The sequence below is a fragment of the Sanguibacter inulinus genome (assembly GCF_013415325.1).
Taxonomy (GTDB): domain Bacteria; phylum Actinomycetota; class Actinomycetes; order Actinomycetales; family Cellulomonadaceae; genus Sanguibacter; species Sanguibacter inulinus.
In genome coordinates this window covers 1-17,153 of sequence record NZ_JACBYE010000066.1, presented here as the reverse complement: position 1 = coordinate 17,153, position 17,153 = coordinate 1, and the positions used below count along the sequence as shown (strand labels likewise).

Annotated in this window: 21 protein-coding genes and 1 tRNA gene; 10 read left to right on the top strand and 12 right to left on the bottom strand. The window is 71.2% G+C overall.

Annotated elements, in window-relative coordinates:
* Window positions 1-326 precede the first annotated feature (326 nt).
* Both HZZ10_RS17585 and HZZ10_RS17580 read left to right on the top strand, forming a co-directional pair.
* Window positions 327-773: a hypothetical protein gene (locus HZZ10_RS17585; RefSeq protein ID WP_179914505.1), complete on the top strand. Its 447-nt coding sequence runs from the start codon at window positions 327-329 to the stop codon at window positions 771-773.
* Between the two features lie 198 nt (window positions 774-971).
* Complete coding sequence (locus HZZ10_RS17580; protein WP_179914504.1) at window positions 972-1,802, top strand: aldo/keto reductase; 831 nt, start codon at window positions 972-974, stop codon at window positions 1,800-1,802.
* A 61-nt stretch (window positions 1,803-1,863) separates the two neighbouring features.
* Here HZZ10_RS17580 and HZZ10_RS17575 read toward each other — a convergent pair whose 3' ends face one another.
* The 7 genes from HZZ10_RS17575 to HZZ10_RS17545 form a co-directional block, all read right to left on the bottom strand.
* Window positions 1,864-2,124, bottom strand: coding sequence for a hypothetical protein (locus HZZ10_RS17575; RefSeq protein ID WP_218928914.1), 261 nt, complete (start codon window positions 2,122-2,124; stop codon window positions 1,864-1,866).
* 125 nt (window positions 2,125-2,249) lie between these two features.
* A complete protein-coding gene (locus HZZ10_RS17570; protein WP_308507614.1) occupies window positions 2,250-3,404 on the bottom strand; it encodes a glycosyltransferase family 4 protein in 1,155 nt (384 codons plus the stop codon).
* Window positions 3,401-3,838 carry a D-aminoacyl-tRNA deacylase gene (gene dtd / locus HZZ10_RS17565; RefSeq protein WP_179914502.1) on the bottom strand — a complete coding sequence of 146 codons (438 nt, stop codon included), beginning with the start codon at window positions 3,836-3,838 and terminating at the stop codon, window positions 3,401-3,403. The genes HZZ10_RS17570 and dtd overlap by 4 nt, the downstream gene beginning before the upstream one ends.
* A 3-nt stretch (window positions 3,839-3,841) precedes the next feature.
* A complete protein-coding gene (locus HZZ10_RS17560) occupies window positions 3,842-4,180 on the bottom strand; it encodes a DUF2516 family protein (RefSeq protein WP_179914501.1) in 339 nt (112 codons plus the stop codon).
* Between the two features lie 44 nt (window positions 4,181-4,224).
* On the bottom strand, window positions 4,225-5,346 hold the full coding sequence (locus HZZ10_RS17555) for an FUSC family protein (protein WP_308507613.1): 1,122 nt from the start codon (window positions 5,344-5,346) through the stop codon (window positions 4,225-4,227).
* Window positions 5,347-5,437: 91 nt separating this feature from the next.
* The gene (gene ygfZ / locus HZZ10_RS17550; protein ID WP_179914500.1) at window positions 5,438-6,547 is read right to left on the bottom strand and encodes a CAF17-like 4Fe-4S cluster assembly/insertion protein YgfZ; all 1,110 of its coding nucleotides are present in this window, start codon (window positions 6,545-6,547) and stop codon (window positions 5,438-5,440) included.
* 1 nt (window position 6,548) lies between these two features.
* Window positions 6,549-7,214, bottom strand: coding sequence for a heme-binding beta-barrel domain-containing protein (locus HZZ10_RS17545; protein WP_179914499.1), 666 nt, complete (start codon window positions 7,212-7,214; stop codon window positions 6,549-6,551).
* A 149-nt stretch (window positions 7,215-7,363) separates the two neighbouring features.
* Between HZZ10_RS17545 and HZZ10_RS17540 the strand changes: the two genes are divergently transcribed.
* Window positions 7,364-7,747 (top strand): DsrE family protein, encoded by a 384-nt coding sequence (locus tag HZZ10_RS17540; protein WP_179914498.1) that lies wholly within the window; start codon window positions 7,364-7,366, stop codon window positions 7,745-7,747.
* 18 nt (window positions 7,748-7,765) lie between these two features.
* Here the strand turns inward: HZZ10_RS17540 and HZZ10_RS17535 are convergent, their stop codons facing one another.
* Window positions 7,766-8,500, bottom strand: coding sequence for a hypothetical protein (locus tag HZZ10_RS17535; RefSeq protein WP_179914497.1), 735 nt, complete (start codon window positions 8,498-8,500; stop codon window positions 7,766-7,768).
* 154 nt (window positions 8,501-8,654) lie between these two features.
* On the opposite strand from HZZ10_RS17535, the gene HZZ10_RS17530 reads away from it, so the two are divergent.
* The gene (locus HZZ10_RS17530; protein WP_179914496.1) at window positions 8,655-9,404 is read left to right on the top strand and encodes a winged helix-turn-helix transcriptional regulator; all 750 of its coding nucleotides are present in this window, start codon (window positions 8,655-8,657) and stop codon (window positions 9,402-9,404) included.
* Window positions 9,401-10,327: an alpha/beta fold hydrolase gene (locus HZZ10_RS17525; RefSeq protein ID WP_056135807.1), complete on the top strand. Its 927-nt coding sequence runs from the start codon at window positions 9,401-9,403 to the stop codon at window positions 10,325-10,327. Before HZZ10_RS17530 ends, HZZ10_RS17525 begins: the two co-directional genes overlap by 4 nt.
* A 17-nt stretch (window positions 10,328-10,344) precedes the next feature.
* On the opposite strand, the gene nth is transcribed toward HZZ10_RS17525, so the two are convergent.
* Complete coding sequence (gene nth / locus HZZ10_RS17520) at window positions 10,345-11,097, bottom strand: endonuclease III (RefSeq protein ID WP_179914495.1); 753 nt, start codon at window positions 11,095-11,097, stop codon at window positions 10,345-10,347.
* 113 nt (window positions 11,098-11,210) lie between these two features.
* Here nth and HZZ10_RS17515 point away from each other — a divergent pair, with 113 nt between their 5' ends.
* Window positions 11,211-11,609, top strand: a complete 399-nt coding sequence (locus HZZ10_RS17515; RefSeq protein ID WP_179914494.1) for a hypothetical protein — start codon at window positions 11,211-11,213, stop codon at window positions 11,607-11,609.
* Between the two features lie 112 nt (window positions 11,610-11,721).
* A complete protein-coding gene (locus HZZ10_RS17510) occupies window positions 11,722-12,357 on the top strand; it encodes a Crp/Fnr family transcriptional regulator (protein WP_056136426.1) in 636 nt (211 codons plus the stop codon).
* Between the two features lie 123 nt (window positions 12,358-12,480).
* Here HZZ10_RS17510 and HZZ10_RS17505 read toward each other — a convergent pair whose 3' ends face one another.
* Both HZZ10_RS17505 and sp36 read right to left on the bottom strand, forming a co-directional pair.
* The gene (locus tag HZZ10_RS17505) at window positions 12,481-12,960 is read right to left on the bottom strand and encodes a RidA family protein (protein ID WP_056135799.1); all 480 of its coding nucleotides are present in this window, start codon (window positions 12,958-12,960) and stop codon (window positions 12,481-12,483) included.
* Window positions 12,957-13,115 (bottom strand): Sp36 family protein, encoded by a 159-nt coding sequence (gene sp36 / locus HZZ10_RS17500; RefSeq protein WP_179914493.1) that lies wholly within the window; start codon window positions 13,113-13,115, stop codon window positions 12,957-12,959. Before sp36 ends, HZZ10_RS17505 begins: the two co-directional genes overlap by 4 nt.
* Window positions 13,116-13,233: 118 nt before the next feature.
* Here sp36 and HZZ10_RS17495 point away from each other — a divergent pair, with 118 nt between their 5' ends.
* The 3 genes from HZZ10_RS17495 to HZZ10_RS17485 all read left to right on the top strand — a co-directional run bounded on the left by HZZ10_RS17495 (window position 13,234) and on the right by HZZ10_RS17485 (window position 16,772).
* Window positions 13,234-15,504, top strand: coding sequence for a transglycosylase domain-containing protein (locus tag HZZ10_RS17495; RefSeq protein ID WP_179914492.1), 2,271 nt, complete (start codon window positions 13,234-13,236; stop codon window positions 15,502-15,504).
* A gap of 4 nt (window positions 15,505-15,508) precedes the next feature.
* Window positions 15,509-16,441: a metallophosphoesterase gene (locus tag HZZ10_RS17490; protein ID WP_179914491.1), complete on the top strand. Its 933-nt coding sequence runs from the start codon at window positions 15,509-15,511 to the stop codon at window positions 16,439-16,441.
* Between the two features lie 257 nt (window positions 16,442-16,698).
* A tRNA-Pro gene (locus HZZ10_RS17485) sits at window positions 16,699-16,772 on the top strand.
* Between the two features lie 89 nt (window positions 16,773-16,861).
* Here HZZ10_RS17485 and HZZ10_RS17480 read toward each other — a convergent pair.
* Window positions 16,862-17,153: hypothetical protein (locus HZZ10_RS17480; RefSeq protein ID WP_373367344.1), on the bottom strand; the 292-nt coding region annotated here is incomplete at its 5' end.

Here is a 17,153-nt window from a genome sequence, read left to right as displayed (position 1 = left end):
GAGACAGGGGGTTCTGGGAGGGTCCTGCGGTGGACCAGTCTGTGCTCATGCCTCGAGTCTTCCGCGGCTGGCGGCGCCCGCCCATCCGGCATCCCCCTGGTCCGACCCGGATCCTCGGCCCGTGCGGCTCAGGGTCGGTCCGCCGTCCGGGTCGTCCGGCCCGCCCGCGTGGCCCTTCCGGGGCGCGAGCACCTCTCGGTATCCGCGCGCCCCCTGATGGGCCGTGCCGTGCCGTCGCCCAGATGGGATGATGGGTCTGCCCTCGACGCGAGGGGCCCGCACCCGGGCTACCCGCCCTTCCCCTGATCTCGGAGACCTGCCGCACCATGACCGTCTCGCACCAGCTCCACGTCGTGATCGACCGCATCACCGGGGACGTCGTCGTCCCGCTCGGGGTGTGGGAGGACCCTGAGGCTGCTGCGGAGGAGATCGCCGAGCACGACCCGGCCCAGCCCGGGCGCTACGAGGTGCGGATCGTGCTGGACGGCGAGGGCCTCACGGACGAGTCCTTCGCGACAGCCGAGCACGGCCCGTCGGTCATCCCGGTCTCGCCGATCGCGACCCTCGTCGACGGCACGCTGCTCACCGAGGAGTTCTTCCTCAAGGTGTCAGGCGCGCGCTGCACGTTCACGAGCGAGGACGGGACGGTCTGCGACGCCCCGATCCTCACGGACAAGACGACGTCGGTCACGCCTGTCGACGACGTCTTCGTGCCCGCAGACGTGTGGGCCGGCTGGAACGCCGACCGCTGCACAGAGCACCTCGCCGCCTGACACGGGAGGGCACGAGCGGGCACGGTCGGTGCGACGGCCCGGCTGTGACGTCGCCGTCCAGCTCCGCACACGGTCTCCGCTTGCCTCGTCGGATGGCGCATGCAACTATCTATAGAGCGCGTGCAACTATCCGCGCTGACAAGCGATCCCGTGTGTCGCGGCCCTGAGGCCGCCCCGCCGACCAGCGAAGGACACCCCATGACTCAGCAGATCCCCACAGTCACGCTCAACAACGGCATCGAGATGCCCCGCCTCGGCTTCGGCGTCTTCCAGGTGCCGGACGACGAGACCCGCGCCGCGGTCTCGACGGCCCTCGAGGCCGGGTACCGCAGCATCGACACAGCAGCCGTCTACGGCAACGAGCTCGGCACCGGCCAGGCCCTCGCGGAGTCCGGCATCGCCCGCGACGAGCTCTTCGTCACCACCAAGCTGTGGAACTCCGAGCAGGGCTACGACTCGACGCTCGCCGCCTTCGACGCCAGCCTCGAGAAGCTCGGCCTCGACCACGTGGACCTCTACCTCATCCACTGGCCCACCCCCGCCAAGGACACCTACCTCGACACGTGGCGTGCCTTCGAGGAGATCTACGCCTCGGGCCGCGCCCGGGCCATCGGCGTCTCGAACTTCCTTCCCGAGCACCTCGAGCGGGTCGTCGCCGCAGGTGGCACGGTCCCGGCCGTCAACCAGGTCGAGCTGCACCCCGCGCTCCAGCAGCGCGACATCCAGGCCGCGAACGCCGCCCACGGCGTGGTCACCGAGGCCTGGAGCCCGCTCGCCCAGGGCGGAGCACTGCTCTCCGAGGAGGCCATCACCACGATCGCCGACCGTCTCGGGCGCACGCCCGCGCAGGTCGTGCTCCGCTGGCACCTGCAGCAGGGCCGCGTCGTGATCCCCAAGTCCGTCACACCCTCGCGGATCGCCGAGAACATCGCGCTCTTCGACTTCGAGCTCACCGGCGACGACCTCGCCGCGATCGACGGTCTCGAGCGCGACGGCCGTGTCGGCCCGCACCCTGCCGAGGTGAGCTGACCCAGGGCCCGCCCCGAGCCGGCGGCGGTGCACCTGGCCACGCGCCAGGGGCACGCCCGAGTCACATCACGATCGCGAGCACCACCAGGACCTGCACCAGAGCGACGGCGACGAGCGTCAGCACGAGAGCTCGTCCCGCCCTGCGCCGGGCCGACGGCAGCGCCACGAGCAGGCCCGCCCACAGCGCTCCCGCGACCAGCACCGCGCTGACCAGCACCAGCGCGGCAGCGAGCCCTGGCGACGGATCGCATGGGACAGGATCAGGGATTCCGCACGCCCCCTCCAGCGCCGAGCCCCCGAAGGAGAACGCGACCGAGGACACCGGCCAGTGGATCGCCGTCAACCCGCCGGCGACCACGACGCCGAGAACCGGTCGACGCCGCGGGCGCTCACGCGCTCGCGGCGTCGGTGCTCTCGGTACCGTCTCTCTCGCGCGCACTACGGCCCCTACCTGCGGTAGACCTCGACGACCTGCGCGCCGATGACGTCGACGTCGAAGCGCCCGGCGTGCTCGACCTGGCGGGCGCTCGCCGCGGTCCGGGCCGCGGCGTCGCCGACGTACCGCGCGAGCAGCGCGGCGAAGGCCTCGGTGTCGGTCGCGTCGACCAGCTGGTCCTCGAGACCCTCCATGACGGTCCGGTACCCCGGGTTGTCCCCGGCCAGGACCACCCCACGGCTCGCGGCGAGCGCCTCGACGACGCTGATGCCGAAGCTCTCGCCGCCTGTCGAGGGCAGCGCGACGACGTCGGCCCCAGCCAGCAGGGCCGCCTTGTCGGCCTCGTCGACGAAGCCGATGAACTCGACGCCGTCGAGACCAGCCGTGCGCACGAATGCCTCGAGCTCGTCACGCAGGGGTCCGTTGCCGCCGATCACGACCTCGACGGGCACCTGGGTGAGCGACCTGGCCCGGGCGACCGCGCGCAACAGCTCACCGGCGCCCTTGCGCTCGACGAGACGACCGAGGAACACGATCCGGACCGGCGCGTCCTCGGTCGGCTGCCACCCGTCGAGCTCGGCGTCGCGCGCCCGCGTGAACCGCGTGACGTCGACGGGGTTGCCGATGACCACGGGGTCGACCCCGAGCGCCTCGGCGGCGAAGGCCGCGGCAGGCGTCGACACGGCGATCACCTGCGAGAACCGCCGCAGCTGGCGTCGCTGGACCAGCCCGAGACCGCGTGCGCCCCACCGGGTGAGCCAGGTCCACGGGAGGATGTGGAAGGTCCCGACGACAGTCGTCCCGGCACGGGCGCGCGAGACGACACGTCCTGCGAGCAGCGGGCTGTACGGCATGTTCACGTGCAGCACGTCGAAGTCGACCTGGTCGAGCAGCGCCTCCACGCCACGAGCCGGGGCGGGCAGCGGGATGCCGAGCCTGTTGCCGTTGAACCGCAGCCGCAGGTTCTTCGCGAGGGAGTGCATGCGCGGCCGGTCCGTGCGGACCGTGGTGCTCGTGAGGTAGTGGACCGTGTGCCCCTGGCCGCTCAACCACTCGCCGAGGGTGAGCACGTGCTGCTGCACACCGTCGGGGCGGTCGAGGGAGTCGTCGATGACCAGCCCCACGGTCAGCGGCATCGCTGCTGGGGCGCCGGCGTCCGCGCTCACGCGTCGACCACGATCGTCATCGGCCCGTCGTTGACGAGCTCGACCTGCATGTCTGCCCCGAAGCGGCCGGTCCCGACCGTGAGCCCACGGCCGCGCAGCGCCTCGACCACGGCGTCGACCAGCGGCTCGGCGACCGGTCCGGGAGCGGCAGCGTTCCACGACGGCCGGCGACCCTTGCGGGTGTCGGCGTAGAGCGTGAACTGGCTGACGACGATCACAGGCGCATCGAGGTCGCTCACGCTGACCTCGCCACCGTCGGTCCCGCCGAGGATCCGCAGCTCGGCGATCTTGCGGGAGACGAGCTCGACCTGCTCAGGTCCGTCGTCGTGGGTCGCCCCGACGAGGACCACGAGGCCCTGCCTGTCGAAGGAGGACAGCACCTGGCCGTCGACGGTCACGCTGGCGCGGGAGGCCCGCTGGAGCACGGCGCGCACAGGTCACCAGCCTCCGCGGCTCGGACCCGACCCAGGTCGTCCGCCACCACGGCGGTGGCTGCCGAGAGCGGGTCGCACGTCGGTGAGGTAGATCGCGGCGGGGACCACCATGAAGAGCGCAGCCATGCCGAGCATGCCGATGCCGAGCGGCGGGTACAGACCGACGAAGCCGAGCAGCGCACCGGCTGCGAGGATGCTGCCCCAGAACACCTTGGTGCGCTTCCCAGCGCTCGTGAAGACCCCAGCCGGTCGACGGAGGGCGTCGATCAGGGCGAAGACCTCGACGACGAACAGCGCGAGCGTGAGGAGGACCATGATGCTGATCTGCAGCGTGGCGAACATGCGCCAAGCCTAAGGGCTGGTCGCGCCCTCAGCCGTGCCGTCCACTACATCGGCGCGAGAGCCTCACGGGCCTCGCCGGGTGTCGCCCCGGCTGTCTCGCAGAGGTCGACGATCGCGGACCGCAGGATCAGCGTGAGCGACTGGACCTGCCAGTCCCCCGTGCCGAGCAGGCCCGGGTGCGCCTCGTGGGCGACCGAGAGCAGCATCTCGCGGGCGACCGCGGGGTCGGAGCCCGCGGCGACGTTCTCGGCGAGCAGGTGCGTGGCCTTCGCGAGGTCGTCGAGAAGCTGCGCGAGCCTGTCGACCTCGGGGCCAGTCAGCAGGCTGATAGCACGACGAGCGATCACCCGGACCGTGCGCATCGTGCGGTCGCCGAGCATCGCCGTGCGACCCATCGTGGTGAGCTCGCTGCGGTACCGCCGCCCTGTGGCCGTGACCCGCGCTGTGCCGATCGCGCTCTTCGTGACAGCCTGCCACTCGTCGAGCGCCGGCTCGGAGGCCCGCCCGCGCAGGAGCGCGGCCTCTCGGTCGGCAGGGTCCCCCGTGCGCATGCCGTGCGCGATCTCCTCGAGCGTCCGCGCGAGCTCGGCGAGCCCGTCACCGCCCAGGCGTCGTGGGAGCCGGCGTGGGTCGCCCGGGGTGAGCGCAGCGACGACGAAGGCGACCACGGCACCGACGAGCGCATCCGTCCACCGCCCGAACCCGCCGCCCGTCGACACGACGGGCAGACCCACGATGACGATCGACTGCACGCCCGCCTGGGTGGTCAGCAGCACCCCGCGGTCGAGGAACCGGGCGACGAGCGCCGACACCACGAGCACGATGCCGATCTGCACGGCCCCGGCGCCGATGAGCTTCGCGATGGCCTCGCCGAGCCCGACCCCGATCGCCACGCCGATGCCGACCTCCGCGACGCGGCGCATGTTGCGGTCTGCTGTGAAGCCGAGGCAGATCCAGGCGCAGACCGGCGCGAAGAAGGGCGAGGGGTGCCCGAGCAGCAGGTGGGCGATCCAGTACGACAGGCTCACCGCGACCCCGGCGAGCAAGATCGGACCGAAGCCTGCTCGCACCCGGATACGGCCCTGACGCACGCGGCTGCGGGCCACGAGGGACATCTGGCGGACCTTCGAGGTCACGAAGGAGTCCTCGCCGGGGGTGCGGCTCACCGCGCCGGCACCGCTGGGACCGCCCGGACCTCCGACGCCGCGAGCGTGCACGGCCTCCAGAGCACGGGCACGGCCGGGGTGTCGGACGCCGTCATCGAGGTGTCAGGCCTCGTGCCACCGGACCGCGGGCGGCCGGACGGTCGACCGAGACGCCCTCACCGGGCACGACGACCTCCTGGCCCGCGGCGACGTCGCCCCCCTCGCAGGCGACGAGCAGGTCGACGTCGGTCGGGGTGCTGCGCTTGACCACGGCGAGCGCGACAGGACCGAGCTCGTGGTGGCGGGCCACCGAGGTGACGACCCCGACAGCCCGGTCCCCGGCCTCGACCGAGGCACCGATCTCGGGGAGCAGGTGCCCCGACCCGTCGAGGTGCGCCATGACGAGGCGGCGCGGCGGCCGTCCCATGTTGTGCACGCGTGCGACGGTCTCCTGGCCGCGGTAGCAGCCCTTGTGCAGGTGCACGGCGGTCCGCAGCCAGTCGAGCTCGTGCGGGATGGTCTTGTGGTCCACCTCGGTCGCGAGGCGTGGACGCCAGGCGGCGATGCGCAGGGCCTCGCTGGCCCACGTCCCGGCGAGCCGCCAGCCTGCGGCCTCGCGGGCCGCGACGGCCTCGAGCAGGGACTCGCGCGGCACGAGCACGAGCCGCCACGGCCGCTCAGCGCCAGGGTGCTCGGCATCGGCCAGGCCATAGCGCGTGCCGCCCTCGCGGGTGCGGGGCCACGGGTCACGCCAGGTCACGGGCTCGTCGTCGGCTGCCTCGGCGTCGACAGGCTCGCCGACGACCGCCCACGCGTCGGTCGCGTCGGTGATCTCCACGCGCATCATGAACTTCATGCGCTCGAGCCAGGTGACCAGCTCGGCGGTCTTCGACCGCTCGGTGAGCAACCAGGTCGTCTCGCCGTCGTCGACGACCGAGAGCGCGTGCTCGACGTGGCCGTGCGGAGAGAGGACGAGGGTCTCGGTCGAGTCGCGGGGCCCGAGGTCGAGCAGCAGCTGGGAGGTGATCGAGTTGAGCCACCCGAGCCGGTCCGGCCCCGAGACCGTGACGACACCGTGGTGCGACAGGTCGACGAAGGCACCGCCGCGCTCGAGAGCGCGCTGCTCGGCCGTCGGGTCGCCGTAGTGCCAGGCGACACCGGCGTCGACCCCGGCGCCCGCGACGGCACCGTGCCTGGACAGGACCGGGCTCGAGTACGTCATCTCACTCCTCGACGCGGCTGAGGTTGGCCGACACGTAGGACTGCAGGGGGTGACCGAAGGCCGCGATCTCCCAGACCCACATGAGGTGACCCTCGACGAGGCCGTAGAGACGGCTCGACGCGGACACCTCGGCAGCCGTGGGGGTGCGGGCGATGAGGTCGCTCGCGAGGTCGATGCGGCCGTTGCCGACAGCGCCGAGGTACATCGTCAGGCGCCCGGCAGGGTCGGTCATCATCACCTCGAGGGGCGTCTTGCCCTCCGGCAGCCCCTCGGGGCGGTCCGGCGGGACGCGCCAGTAGCCGGTCTCGGTCGACCAGATCGTCGTCTCGCCGGTGCCGAGCGGCGGCACGACGGCGGGCGGCGCGTCCGCTGCTGGCGGCGCGGCGGGGCTCCCGTCCGGCGCATCGCCTGACGTCGGGTCCTCGGGGTCGGCGCTGCTCTGCGCCCACTCCTCGGGGACCGTCGCAGGCACGACGGGCTCGATGACCCGGATCGTCGACTCGTACCGCAGGTACGGGCCGCCGTCGTGGTCGAAGGTCACGTCCTGGAGGACGGCGACGGTGTCGATCCCCGGGTAGGAGATCACACCCTCACCACGCCAGGAACCCACCAACCACGCCAGCGGGTAGACCTCGGGCGCGAGCCCGTCGGGGATGGCGAACGACACGTCTAGCGCTGTCCCTTGTAGAGCCTGTAGACCACGAAGCCCGCGAACCACGTGATGGTCACCGTGGCCGCGACGAGCAGCCCGAGGAAGAACATCTCAAGTACATGAACACTCATGGCGACCATCCTACGCACCGATACCCTGACCGCATGAGCGAACCGACAGCCGCCCCGTCCCGACGTCTGGTCGTGAAGTCGACCGCGGGCGTCGCGGCCCCTGAGCTGACCAACCAGGCCTTCACGGTCGCGGCGACAGCCGTGGCAGCAGGGGTGGACGTGAGCCTGTGGCTCACGGGCGACTCGGCCTGGCTGGGTGTCTCCGGCCGCGCGTCCGAGCTCGAGCTCGAGCACGCGGCGGGGCTCGACGACCTGCTCGCCTCCGTCGTGGAGGCAGGGACCGTCACGGTGTGCACGCAGTGCGCAGCACGCCGCGGCATCACGCAGGAGGACCTGGTCCCCGGGGTCCGAATCGCTGGTTCAGCGGTGTTCGTCGAGGAGATCATGGCCCCGCAGACCCAGGCCCTCGTCTACTGAGCCCTGCTCCGGGCCGGGTCAGGCGACGAGCACGCGCCCGACGACGTAGGTGAGCACACCGCTCATCGCGACGGGCAGCACGATCACGGCGAGCGCCGCCTGGCGACGTCGCAAGGCCGGCAGCCTGTAGAAGAGCATGTGCAGCGACGACACGAGGATCCCGGCGACAGCCCCGGCCCACACCCCGTCGAGAGGCGCGAGCTCGGGCAGGACGTAGGCCACCACGACAGACGCGGCGACGGCGCCCACGAGCGTCGCGACGCTGTTGAGGACACCGCGCAACGGGGTCGCCGAGACGGCTGACGCCGCCGCGAGCGCGACCGCGCAGAGGAGGACGAGGGCCATGCCGTCGGGCACCTTGGACGCGGCGATCCAGCCGGCCGCGGACACGGCGACGACCACACCGCTGACCCCGCCGACGAGAGACTCGACGAGCCGGGTCCGCCCGTCGCCGCGCAGCAGCTCGTTGGTGAAGGAGAGCAGCAGGCCCATCGCGAGGACGAGGGGCAGGTAGCGCAGCCACGGCTCGGTGGTCGTGACGTGCACGGCCGCGAGCGCACCGAGGCCCGGGAGCAGCACCACGAAGAAGGTCCCGCCCGGTGCGGGCAGCCCGAGGAGGGGCGCCCAGCCTGCCGCGAAGGCCACGACGAGGGCGACGAGGACGGCGAGCAGACCCCACTCGCCGAGGAACACTCCCCCGGCGATGGCGGCGGCTGCGCAGGCGGTGGCCACGGCACGCGTCGAGAGATTCACCGGCCCAGTGTCCCAGACGAAGACCCTCCCGCCCGAACTCTGCGCCCCGACGTGGAAGAATCATCAGCACGAGCGCGACGACATCCGGTCCTGCTGCTCGTGGGACGACGGCCTCGCGGTACCGTGGGCGCCTGTCTGAGAGAAGGTGAGAACGGTGTCCGAGCTCCTGCTCCTCACCCCCACTGCGGGTGGTTCTGCCCAGGTGCTCCCTGCCCTCGGTCTCCTGACGCACCGGATCCGGGTGCTGCCGATGGAGCCCTCGGCGCTGGTCGACGCGCCCGACTCCGACGTCGTGCTGCTCGACGCACGCCGTGACCTGGTCGGTGCACGGACCACCTGCCGCCTGCTGCGCGCCACCGGTCTCACGGTCCCCCTCGTCCTCATCGTCACCGAGGGCGGCCTCATGGTCGTGACCGCCGAGTGGGGGGCGGACGACCTCCTCCTGGACACCGCGACCCCGGCCGAGGTCGAGGCCCGCCTGCGCCTGGCCCGTGAGCGCTCGGCCAGCCACGGCTCGGGCGACCAGCCGGAAGAGATCTCCTCGGGCGAGCTGATGATCGACGCGAGCGGCTACACGGCCCGCCTGCGCGGCACCCCTCTCGACCTCACCTACAAGGAGTTCGAGCTCCTCAAGTACCTCGTCCAGCACCCGGGCCGCGTGTTCACCCGCGCCCAGCTGCTCCAGGAGGTCTGGGGCTACGACTACTACGGGGGCACCCGGACCGTCGACGTCCACGTGCGCCGCCTGCGGGCCAAGCTCGGCCCCGAGTACGAGCAGCTCATCGGGACGGTCCGCAACGTCGGCTACAGGTTCGACCCGCCGAAGGACCGTCGGGCCGCCCAGGCTGCGGACAACGCCGCTCACGAGGAGGCCGGCTCTGCTCCGGTAGGTTCGACCCTGTGACCACAGACTTCTCGGACATCTTGATCCCCGGCGACTGGCAGCACGAGTTCGTCGCCGCCAACGGTGCCAGGTTCCACGTGGCGCTCGCCGGACCGTCGGACAGCTCGGCCCCGCTCGTCATGCTGCTGCACTCCTTCCCGCAGTTCTGGTGGGTGTGGCGCGACCAGATCTCCGCGCTCGCCGAGGCCGGCTACAGGGTCGCGGCGATGGACCTGCGCGGCACCGGGGCGTCGGACAAGCCACCGATCGGCTACGACCTGCACACCCGCACCCGCGACGTCGCGGGTGTCATCCGCTCGCTCGGGGCGGACCGTGCCGTCGTCGTCGGGCACGGTCTCGGCGGGGTCGTCGCGTGGTCGATGCCCGCGCTCCAGCCCGTCGTCACCGCTGCCGTCGCAGCGCTCGCTGCGCCGCACCCGGCCCGGATGCACGTCTCGCTGCGCGCCTCGCTCAGCCGCCGTGCGCAGGGGCGCCTCGCCTATCTCCAGCTGCCCAACCGTCCTGAGCGCCGGATGACCCGCGGCGACCTCGTGGCCCAGGTGCTGCGTGCCCGCCCGGACTTCGTCTGGCCCGAGGGCGCGATCGAGACGTACACCGAGGCAGCCCGGGTGCCCTTCGCGGCCCACAGCTCGCTCGAGGCCGTGCGCTGGTACGCGCGGCTCGTGCCGACGGGCAGCGGTCGCCGGTACCTGTCTGCGGTCCGTGCGCCGATCGCCGTGCCCGCGCTGCAGGTCCAGGGCGGGCTCGACCCTGTCGTGCGGCCCGAGACGGCCGACGTCGACAGCTCCGCGCTGTGCCGCGAGCTGCGCTACGAGCTGCTGCCCGACGCTGGGCACTTCCTCCCCGAGGAGGCCCCAGAGCAGGTCAGCGCGATCCTGCTCGACTGGCTGAGCGGCCTGTCAGGTCCGACGACCGACGCCTGACCTCGCACTGGTCGCGCTCACGACGTCTTGACGAGCGCCGCGGCCGCGACGGGATCCGACTCCCCGATCCCCGCCGACGGGCACAGGTCCGTGATCGGACACGCACCGCAGGCCGGGCGCCGCGCGAAGCAGACACGCCGCCCGTGGAAGATCACCCGGTGCGAGAACAGCGTCCACTCGGGTCGCTCGACGAGAGCGGCGACCTCCCGCTCGACGACCACGGGGTCGTCGCTCGTCGTCCAGCCCCAGCGTCGCACCAGCCTGCCCACGTGGGTGTCGACAGTGATCCCCGGGATGCCGAAGGCGTCCCCGAGCACGACGTTGGCGGTCTTGCGCCCGACCCCCGGGAGCGCCACGAGCTCGTCGAGCGTGGACGGCACCTGACCGCCGTGCCGCTCGACGAGCGCGACGCCGATCCCGGAGAGCGACCGGGCCTTCGGCCTGAAGAACCCCGTCGGGCGGATCATCTCCTCGAGCTCGCTCGGGTCGGCCTGCGCGTAGGCCTGGGCGTCGGGGAAGCGCGCGAAGAGCGCCGGCGTCACCTGGTTCACCCGCTTGTCGGTGCACTGGGCGGAGAGGACCGTCGCCACCAGGAGCTCGAGGGGCGTGGTGAAGTCGAGCTCGCACCGGGCGTCCGGGTAGACCTCCGCGAGACGCCGGTTGGTGCGGCGGGCCCTGCGGACGAGCGCGACCGGTGGACGCTCCTGCGGGGCCTGGGCTGCCGTGGCCGTCGTCCGGCTCGTCTGCCTCGAGCCCTGCGGCCTGGTCACAGCACGTCCTCCATCTCTCGGACGCACCGGTCCGCATCACTCAAGATCGACCGTCGGCGTGCCGACAGTAGGAGTGTTCGCATCTTCACCTGATCCTCCGTCGGGAGCACGTCGTGCCGGCTGCCTCACAGACCGCCCTCCAGCTGCTGGACCTCGCAGAGCTGAGGCGCACGCGTGCCCTGCTGCGGCACGAGGTCTCGCAGGCGACGCACTGGCGCCGGATCATCCAGGCGCGGCTCGACCTCACAGTAGCCCGGGCTGTGCTGCCGGCCAGGCTCGGGCTCGAGATCACCGACCAGGTGAGCCCCGAGGCGCTCTCCACGATCCCCGCCTTCGGCGACCTCCTCGGGATCGCCCGACGGCCCGGTGACAGCTTTCCCGTCGACGACCTGCTGCGGCTCCGGGCGGCCGAACGGTCGCTCGGAGAGTACGAGGCGCACGTGCGCCGAGCCCTCATGGCAGCGACCGACGCGCTCGTAGAGCGCCTGGAGGCCGTCCGCGCTGTACCGTGAGAGAGCGCACATGAGGCAGACTGTGGTGCGCACAAACACCCAGCTACTCCCGTGAAGGACGTTCCGCGTGGACAACGACGACGTAGTGCTCTCCGCTCCCCTCTTCGCCACGATGGAAGAGACCGAGACCCGGGGGCTCCTGGCCTCCATGTCGAAGGTCGAGCTCGCCCGCGGCGACGTGCTCTTCAGCGAGGGCCAGCCCGGTGACAGGCTCTACGTCATCAGCGAGGGCAAGATCAAGCTCGGCCGCAGCTCGAGCGACGGCCGGGAGAACCTCATCGCCGTCCTCGGACCCGGCGAGATGTTCGGTGAGCTCTCGCTCTTCGACCCGGGCCCCCGCTCCCTCGGCGCGAGCGCCGTCTCCGACTCGGTGGTCTACGAGCTCGGTCACGACGCGCTGCTGCGGACCCTCGAGGAGAACCCGGGCGTGGCCAAGCACCTGCTCACGGCCCTCGCCCGCCGCCTGCGCCGCACCAACGAGGCGCTCGCCGACCTCGTGTTCTCCGACGTCCCCGGTCGTGTCGCCAAGGCGCTCCTCGACCTCTCGACGCGCTTCGGCGAGCAGGTCGACGAGGGCATCCGCGTCGCCCACGACCTCACGCAGGAAGAGCTGGCCCAGCTGGTCGGCGCCTCGCGCGAGACCGTCAACAAGGCCCTCGCGGACTTCGCCGGCCGCGGCTGGGTCCGTCGTGAAGGACGCGCCGTCGTCCTCCTCGACCTCGACAGGCTCGAGCGCCGCGCGCGCTGAGCCGTCCCGGGCCAGACCCGGACGTGCCTCTCGGGCACACCATCACGAACGTGAGAGAGCGGGCCCGCAGCATGTGCTGCGGGCCCGCTCTCTCTCGTTCGTCCGAGTGGTGCGGCGAGCTGCTCAGCCCTCCGCGAGCTCGACGACCAGCTCGATCTCGACGGGCGAGTCGAGCGGCAGGACCGCGACACCGACGGCGCTGCGCGCGTGGACGCCCGCCTCGCCGAAGATCTCGCCGAGCAGCAGGCTCGCCCCGTTGACGACGGCCGGCTGCCCTGTGAACGAGGGGTCAGAGGCCACGAAGCCCACGACCTTGACGATGCGCGAGACCTGGTCGAGCGACCCGATCTGCGACGCCACGGCGGCGAGGGCGTTGAGCACGGCCGTCCGGGCGAGCGACGCGGCCACGAGCGGACCGACGAGCCCCTCGCCGTCACCGACCTTGCCCGTCGCGGCGAGCGCGCCGTCGACGAAGGGCAGCTGGCCCGAGGTGTAGACGTAGCGGCCCGTGCGGACCGCAGGGACGTAGGACGCCACCGGCGCGGCGACCTCGGGGAGCTCGAGCCCGAGCTCGGCGAGGCGCCCCAGGACCGAGGACGTCACGAGGTCGGGCGCTTGAGGTAGGCCACGAGGCCGTTGCCGTCGGGGCCGGTGATGACGGTGACGAGCTCCCATCCGTCGGAGCCCCAGTTGTCGAGGATCTGCTTGGTCGCGTGGATCAGCAGAGGAACGGTCGCGTACTCCCAGGTCTGTGCCATGGGCCCGAGCCTAGTGGGTGCGAGCCTGCCGGGGCACCCCGGAGATGCTCACAGAACCCCCACCGACTCAGCCGTCCCGCCATCGCCACGACGCAGGGCCGCCGCGTAGGCTAGGACCATGGCTAACTCTGCGTTCGGTGACGGTCCGGACACGCCCGAAGACTCCGGCACGCTCGACGCTGCGAAGCCCCGGCACACCGTGAACCCGTTCCAGGCGCTCGCGCTGCTCCTCACCTTCGTGCTGCTCGCAGGCGTCGGTGGTCTGCTCATGGCCGGGATGATCATCCCGGTCGCGGCCGCGACCAGCACCGTGACGAACAGCGGAGTCGAGGCCTTCAACGAGCTCCCGACCGAGCTCGAGCCGCAGCCGCTCGCCCAGGTGTCGTACATCTACGCCTCCGACGGCACCACGCTGCTCGCCCGGTACTACAACGACAACCGTGTGGTGGTCGGGCTCGACGAGATCTCCCCGTACCTGCAGCACGCAGCCATCGCGATCGAGGACCGCCGCTTCTACACGCACGGCGGGATCGACCCGAAGGGAATGGCACGCGCGCTCGTGAGCAACCTTCGCGGCTCGGAGACGCAGGGCGCCTCGACCCTCACTCAGCAGTACGTCAAGAACGTGCTGATCGACAAGGCGAAGCAAGCGCGCGACACCGAGGCCGTCAACGCTGCCTCCGCGCCGACTGCAGCCCGCAAGCTCCGCGAGGCCAAGCTGGCGATCGCCCTCGAGAAGCGCATGACGAAGGACGAGATCCTCGAGGGGTACCTCAACATCGCGCAGTTCGGTGCGTCTGTCTACGGTGTCGAGACGGCCGCGCAACGCTACTTCGGGGTGAGCGCCAAGGACGTCTCGATCGTCCAGGCCGCCACCATCGCCGGGATCACGCAGAGCCCGAACGCAAACGATCCACTGAAGTTCCCTGATGTGGCCGAGCGACGCCGCAACCAGGTGCTCAAAGACATGTACACCCAGAACTACATCACCAAGGACGAGTACGACGCTGCTCGCGGGACGCCGCTCGCCGACACCCTGAACCCGCAGCCCATCAACCAGGGCTGCGAAGGTGCGGGTGGGGCCATCAACGCCGGGTACTTCTGCGACTACGTGCAGAAGGTCCTGACGCAGGACCCTGTCTTCGGTGACACTCCCGAGGAGCGAGTCGCGCGGCTGTACAGCGGTGGGTTGAGGATCGTGACGACCCTCAACCCGGGCATCCAGGAGGTCGTCAACCGAGAGGTTCAGGCAAGCCTGCCCAACGACAACCCTGAGGGCTTCGCGATGGCTGCCGTGAGCATCGAGCCTCAGACGGGGCGGATCCTCGCGATGTCCCAGAACCGCACCTACGGTCGAGACGAGTCGGCCGTGGGCGTGAACCTCGTGAACTTCGCCGCTGACCGCGCCCACGGAGGCTCTGGAGGCTTCCAGGCCGGTTCGACGTTCAAGGCTTTTGTCCTCGCCCAGTGGTTCGAGTCGGGACGGACCCTCCGTGAGTCGGTCAGCGCCAACCAGCGGACATGGTTGCCTCGCGACTTCTACGCGGCCACGCCGCCGGAGACCTGCGACGCCTCACTGCCTGGCACGCCGCCGTGGCCGCCTCAGAACTCCGACGGCCAGGGCTCGGGGAGCATGTCGGTCGAGCGCGCCACACGATTCTCGGTCAACACTGCGTACATCACGATGGAGAGCCAGCTCAACCTCTGCGACATCGCCTCGCTCGCCGACCGCGTCGGATACAAGCCCGCGGAGACCGGTACGCTGACCGACCCTCGCATGACGATGGTGCTCGGCACCCAGGAGACGTCTCCACTGTCGATGGCGAGCGCTTACGGCACCTTTGCGAACGACGGGGTGAGCTGCCAGCCGGTGGCGATCATCTCGGTCACCGACCGTGACGGGAACGAGCTCCCGGTCCCCGATGCAGGCTGCAACCAGGCGCTGAGCACCTCGACCGTCAACGCCATGAACTACGCCCTAGAGCAGGTGCTGACCGACGGCGGTGCCAAGGCTTCGCGGTTGAACACCCGGACCGCAGCAGGCAAGACGGGCACGACGAACAGGAACCAGGACGCCTGGTTCGTGGGGTACACCAAGGAGGTCTCCACTGCGATCTGGATGGGGCACCCCAAGCTTGAGCGGACACTCGCCAACTCGACGATCAACGGCGTGTACCGCAAGAACGTCTACGGCTCGGACGTCCCTGCGCCGACCTGGAAGCGGATCATGGAGCAGGTGGTAGGCGGCAACCCCGACGTGCCTCTGAGCGACGCGATCGCCCCGGCGCAGCTCGGACTGGCACCTGCGCCGAGGGCTCCGGCAGCTCCCGAGACCGCAGCTCCGCCGGCAGCCGAAGAGCCCGCTCCTCCGGCAGCCCCGGAAGGCTGACCGGGTGACGGCACTCACCAAGGCGGCGACGGGCCTCGCGGCCGTCGCCGCCGCAGGGCTCGGCGCTGTCGCCTGGGCTGCGGCCGAGACGCGGATGTTCACGCTCCGCGAGGTGACGGTGCCGGTCTTGCCCGTCGGGCAGCCGGACCTGCGGGTCCTGCACATCTCGGACCTGCACCTCACTCCGTCTCAGCACGACAAGATCGCCTGGGTCCGGTCGCTGGCGGACCTCGCCCCGGATCTCGTGGTCGACACCGGGGACAACATGGCGCACGTCGGCGCCCTGCCTCCCTTGCTGCACGCCCTCGAGCCGCTCATGGGGATCCCCGGAGCTTTTGTCATGGGGTCGAACGACTACTTCGCGCCGTCTTTCAAGAACCCGGCGCGGTACCTGCGCGCCGACGCCCGGCTGTCCGGGGTCATCAAGGAGCCGGTCCGTCTGCCCGCCGACGAGCTCGCCGCTGCGCTGAGCGCCGCAGGCTGGAAAGACCTCACCAACCGGCGTGACGTGGTCGTGGCTGACGGTCGGCGCATCGCTCTCGTAGGTGTGGACGACCCGCACCTGGACCGGGACGTGTTCCCGGCGTCGGAGGGCGATGCTGGCGACGTCGACCTCCGCATGGGCGTCACGCACGCCCCGTACGTCCGCACCCTCGACCAGATGCACGACGACGGAGCAGAGATCGTCCTCGCCGGCCACACGCACGGAGGGCAGCTCTGCGTCCCGTTCTACGGTGCGCTGGTCACCAACTGCGACATCGACCGCGGTCGCGCCAAGGGGCTGCACGGGTGGCCCGGACCACGACCCGACCAGCCCGGTGGCGACTCGTCGACCTGGCTGAACGTCTGCGCAGGCCTGGGCACGTCGCCGTACGCCCCGCTGCGTTTCGCCTGCCGTCCTGAGGCCGTGCTCGTCACGCTCACCTCGAGCCGCTGACCGACGACGTACCGACCGGCGGCCATCGCCTGGCAGGCTGTCGACGCCACTCACCGCGACGAGGTCTCCACTTGACCTGCGGTCACACGCCCCCCCCCCGTGCGCCCCGACTCGCATCCGACGCAGATCGCGGAGGCGACGAGTGCCACTCAGCAGCCGCAGGATCCTGCCGGTTTCGTGATGAGCCCACTTGTCGGCTATTCTGAGCAGGTTCCGATTCACACATCGTGCTGGTCACGACTGTGCCCGGAGCAGCTCGGGGTGTGGCGCAGCTTGGTAGCGCGCGTCGTTCGGGACGACGAGGTCGCAGGTTCAAATCCTGTCACCCCGACGAGCAGGATGTCTGACGGACATCGACAGAAGGGCCGGGTCTCTCAGAGACCCGGCCCTTCATGCGTCACGGCCTCCGGGCCGCTGCGATCAACTCACCAACCACCCTGGAGTCTCGACCCCGTCCACCTCGACGGAGCCGAGCTCGCCGAGCACCACCTGGAACGGCGCCTCGGTGTCGAGCCCGTCCGGCAGGTCGAGGACCGTGGTCGTCGGCACGTAGTCGGCGGTCGCCGGGGCGTCGGGGTCAACCGCGGCGAGCGACACCGTGACGGTACCGCTCTCGGCAGACTCGACCGTCGCGACCGTCGGGTTGGTGCTGCTGCCGTACGTGACGACCCACAGGCTCGTGCCGTCGTCCCCGAGCCCCGCACCCCCGCTG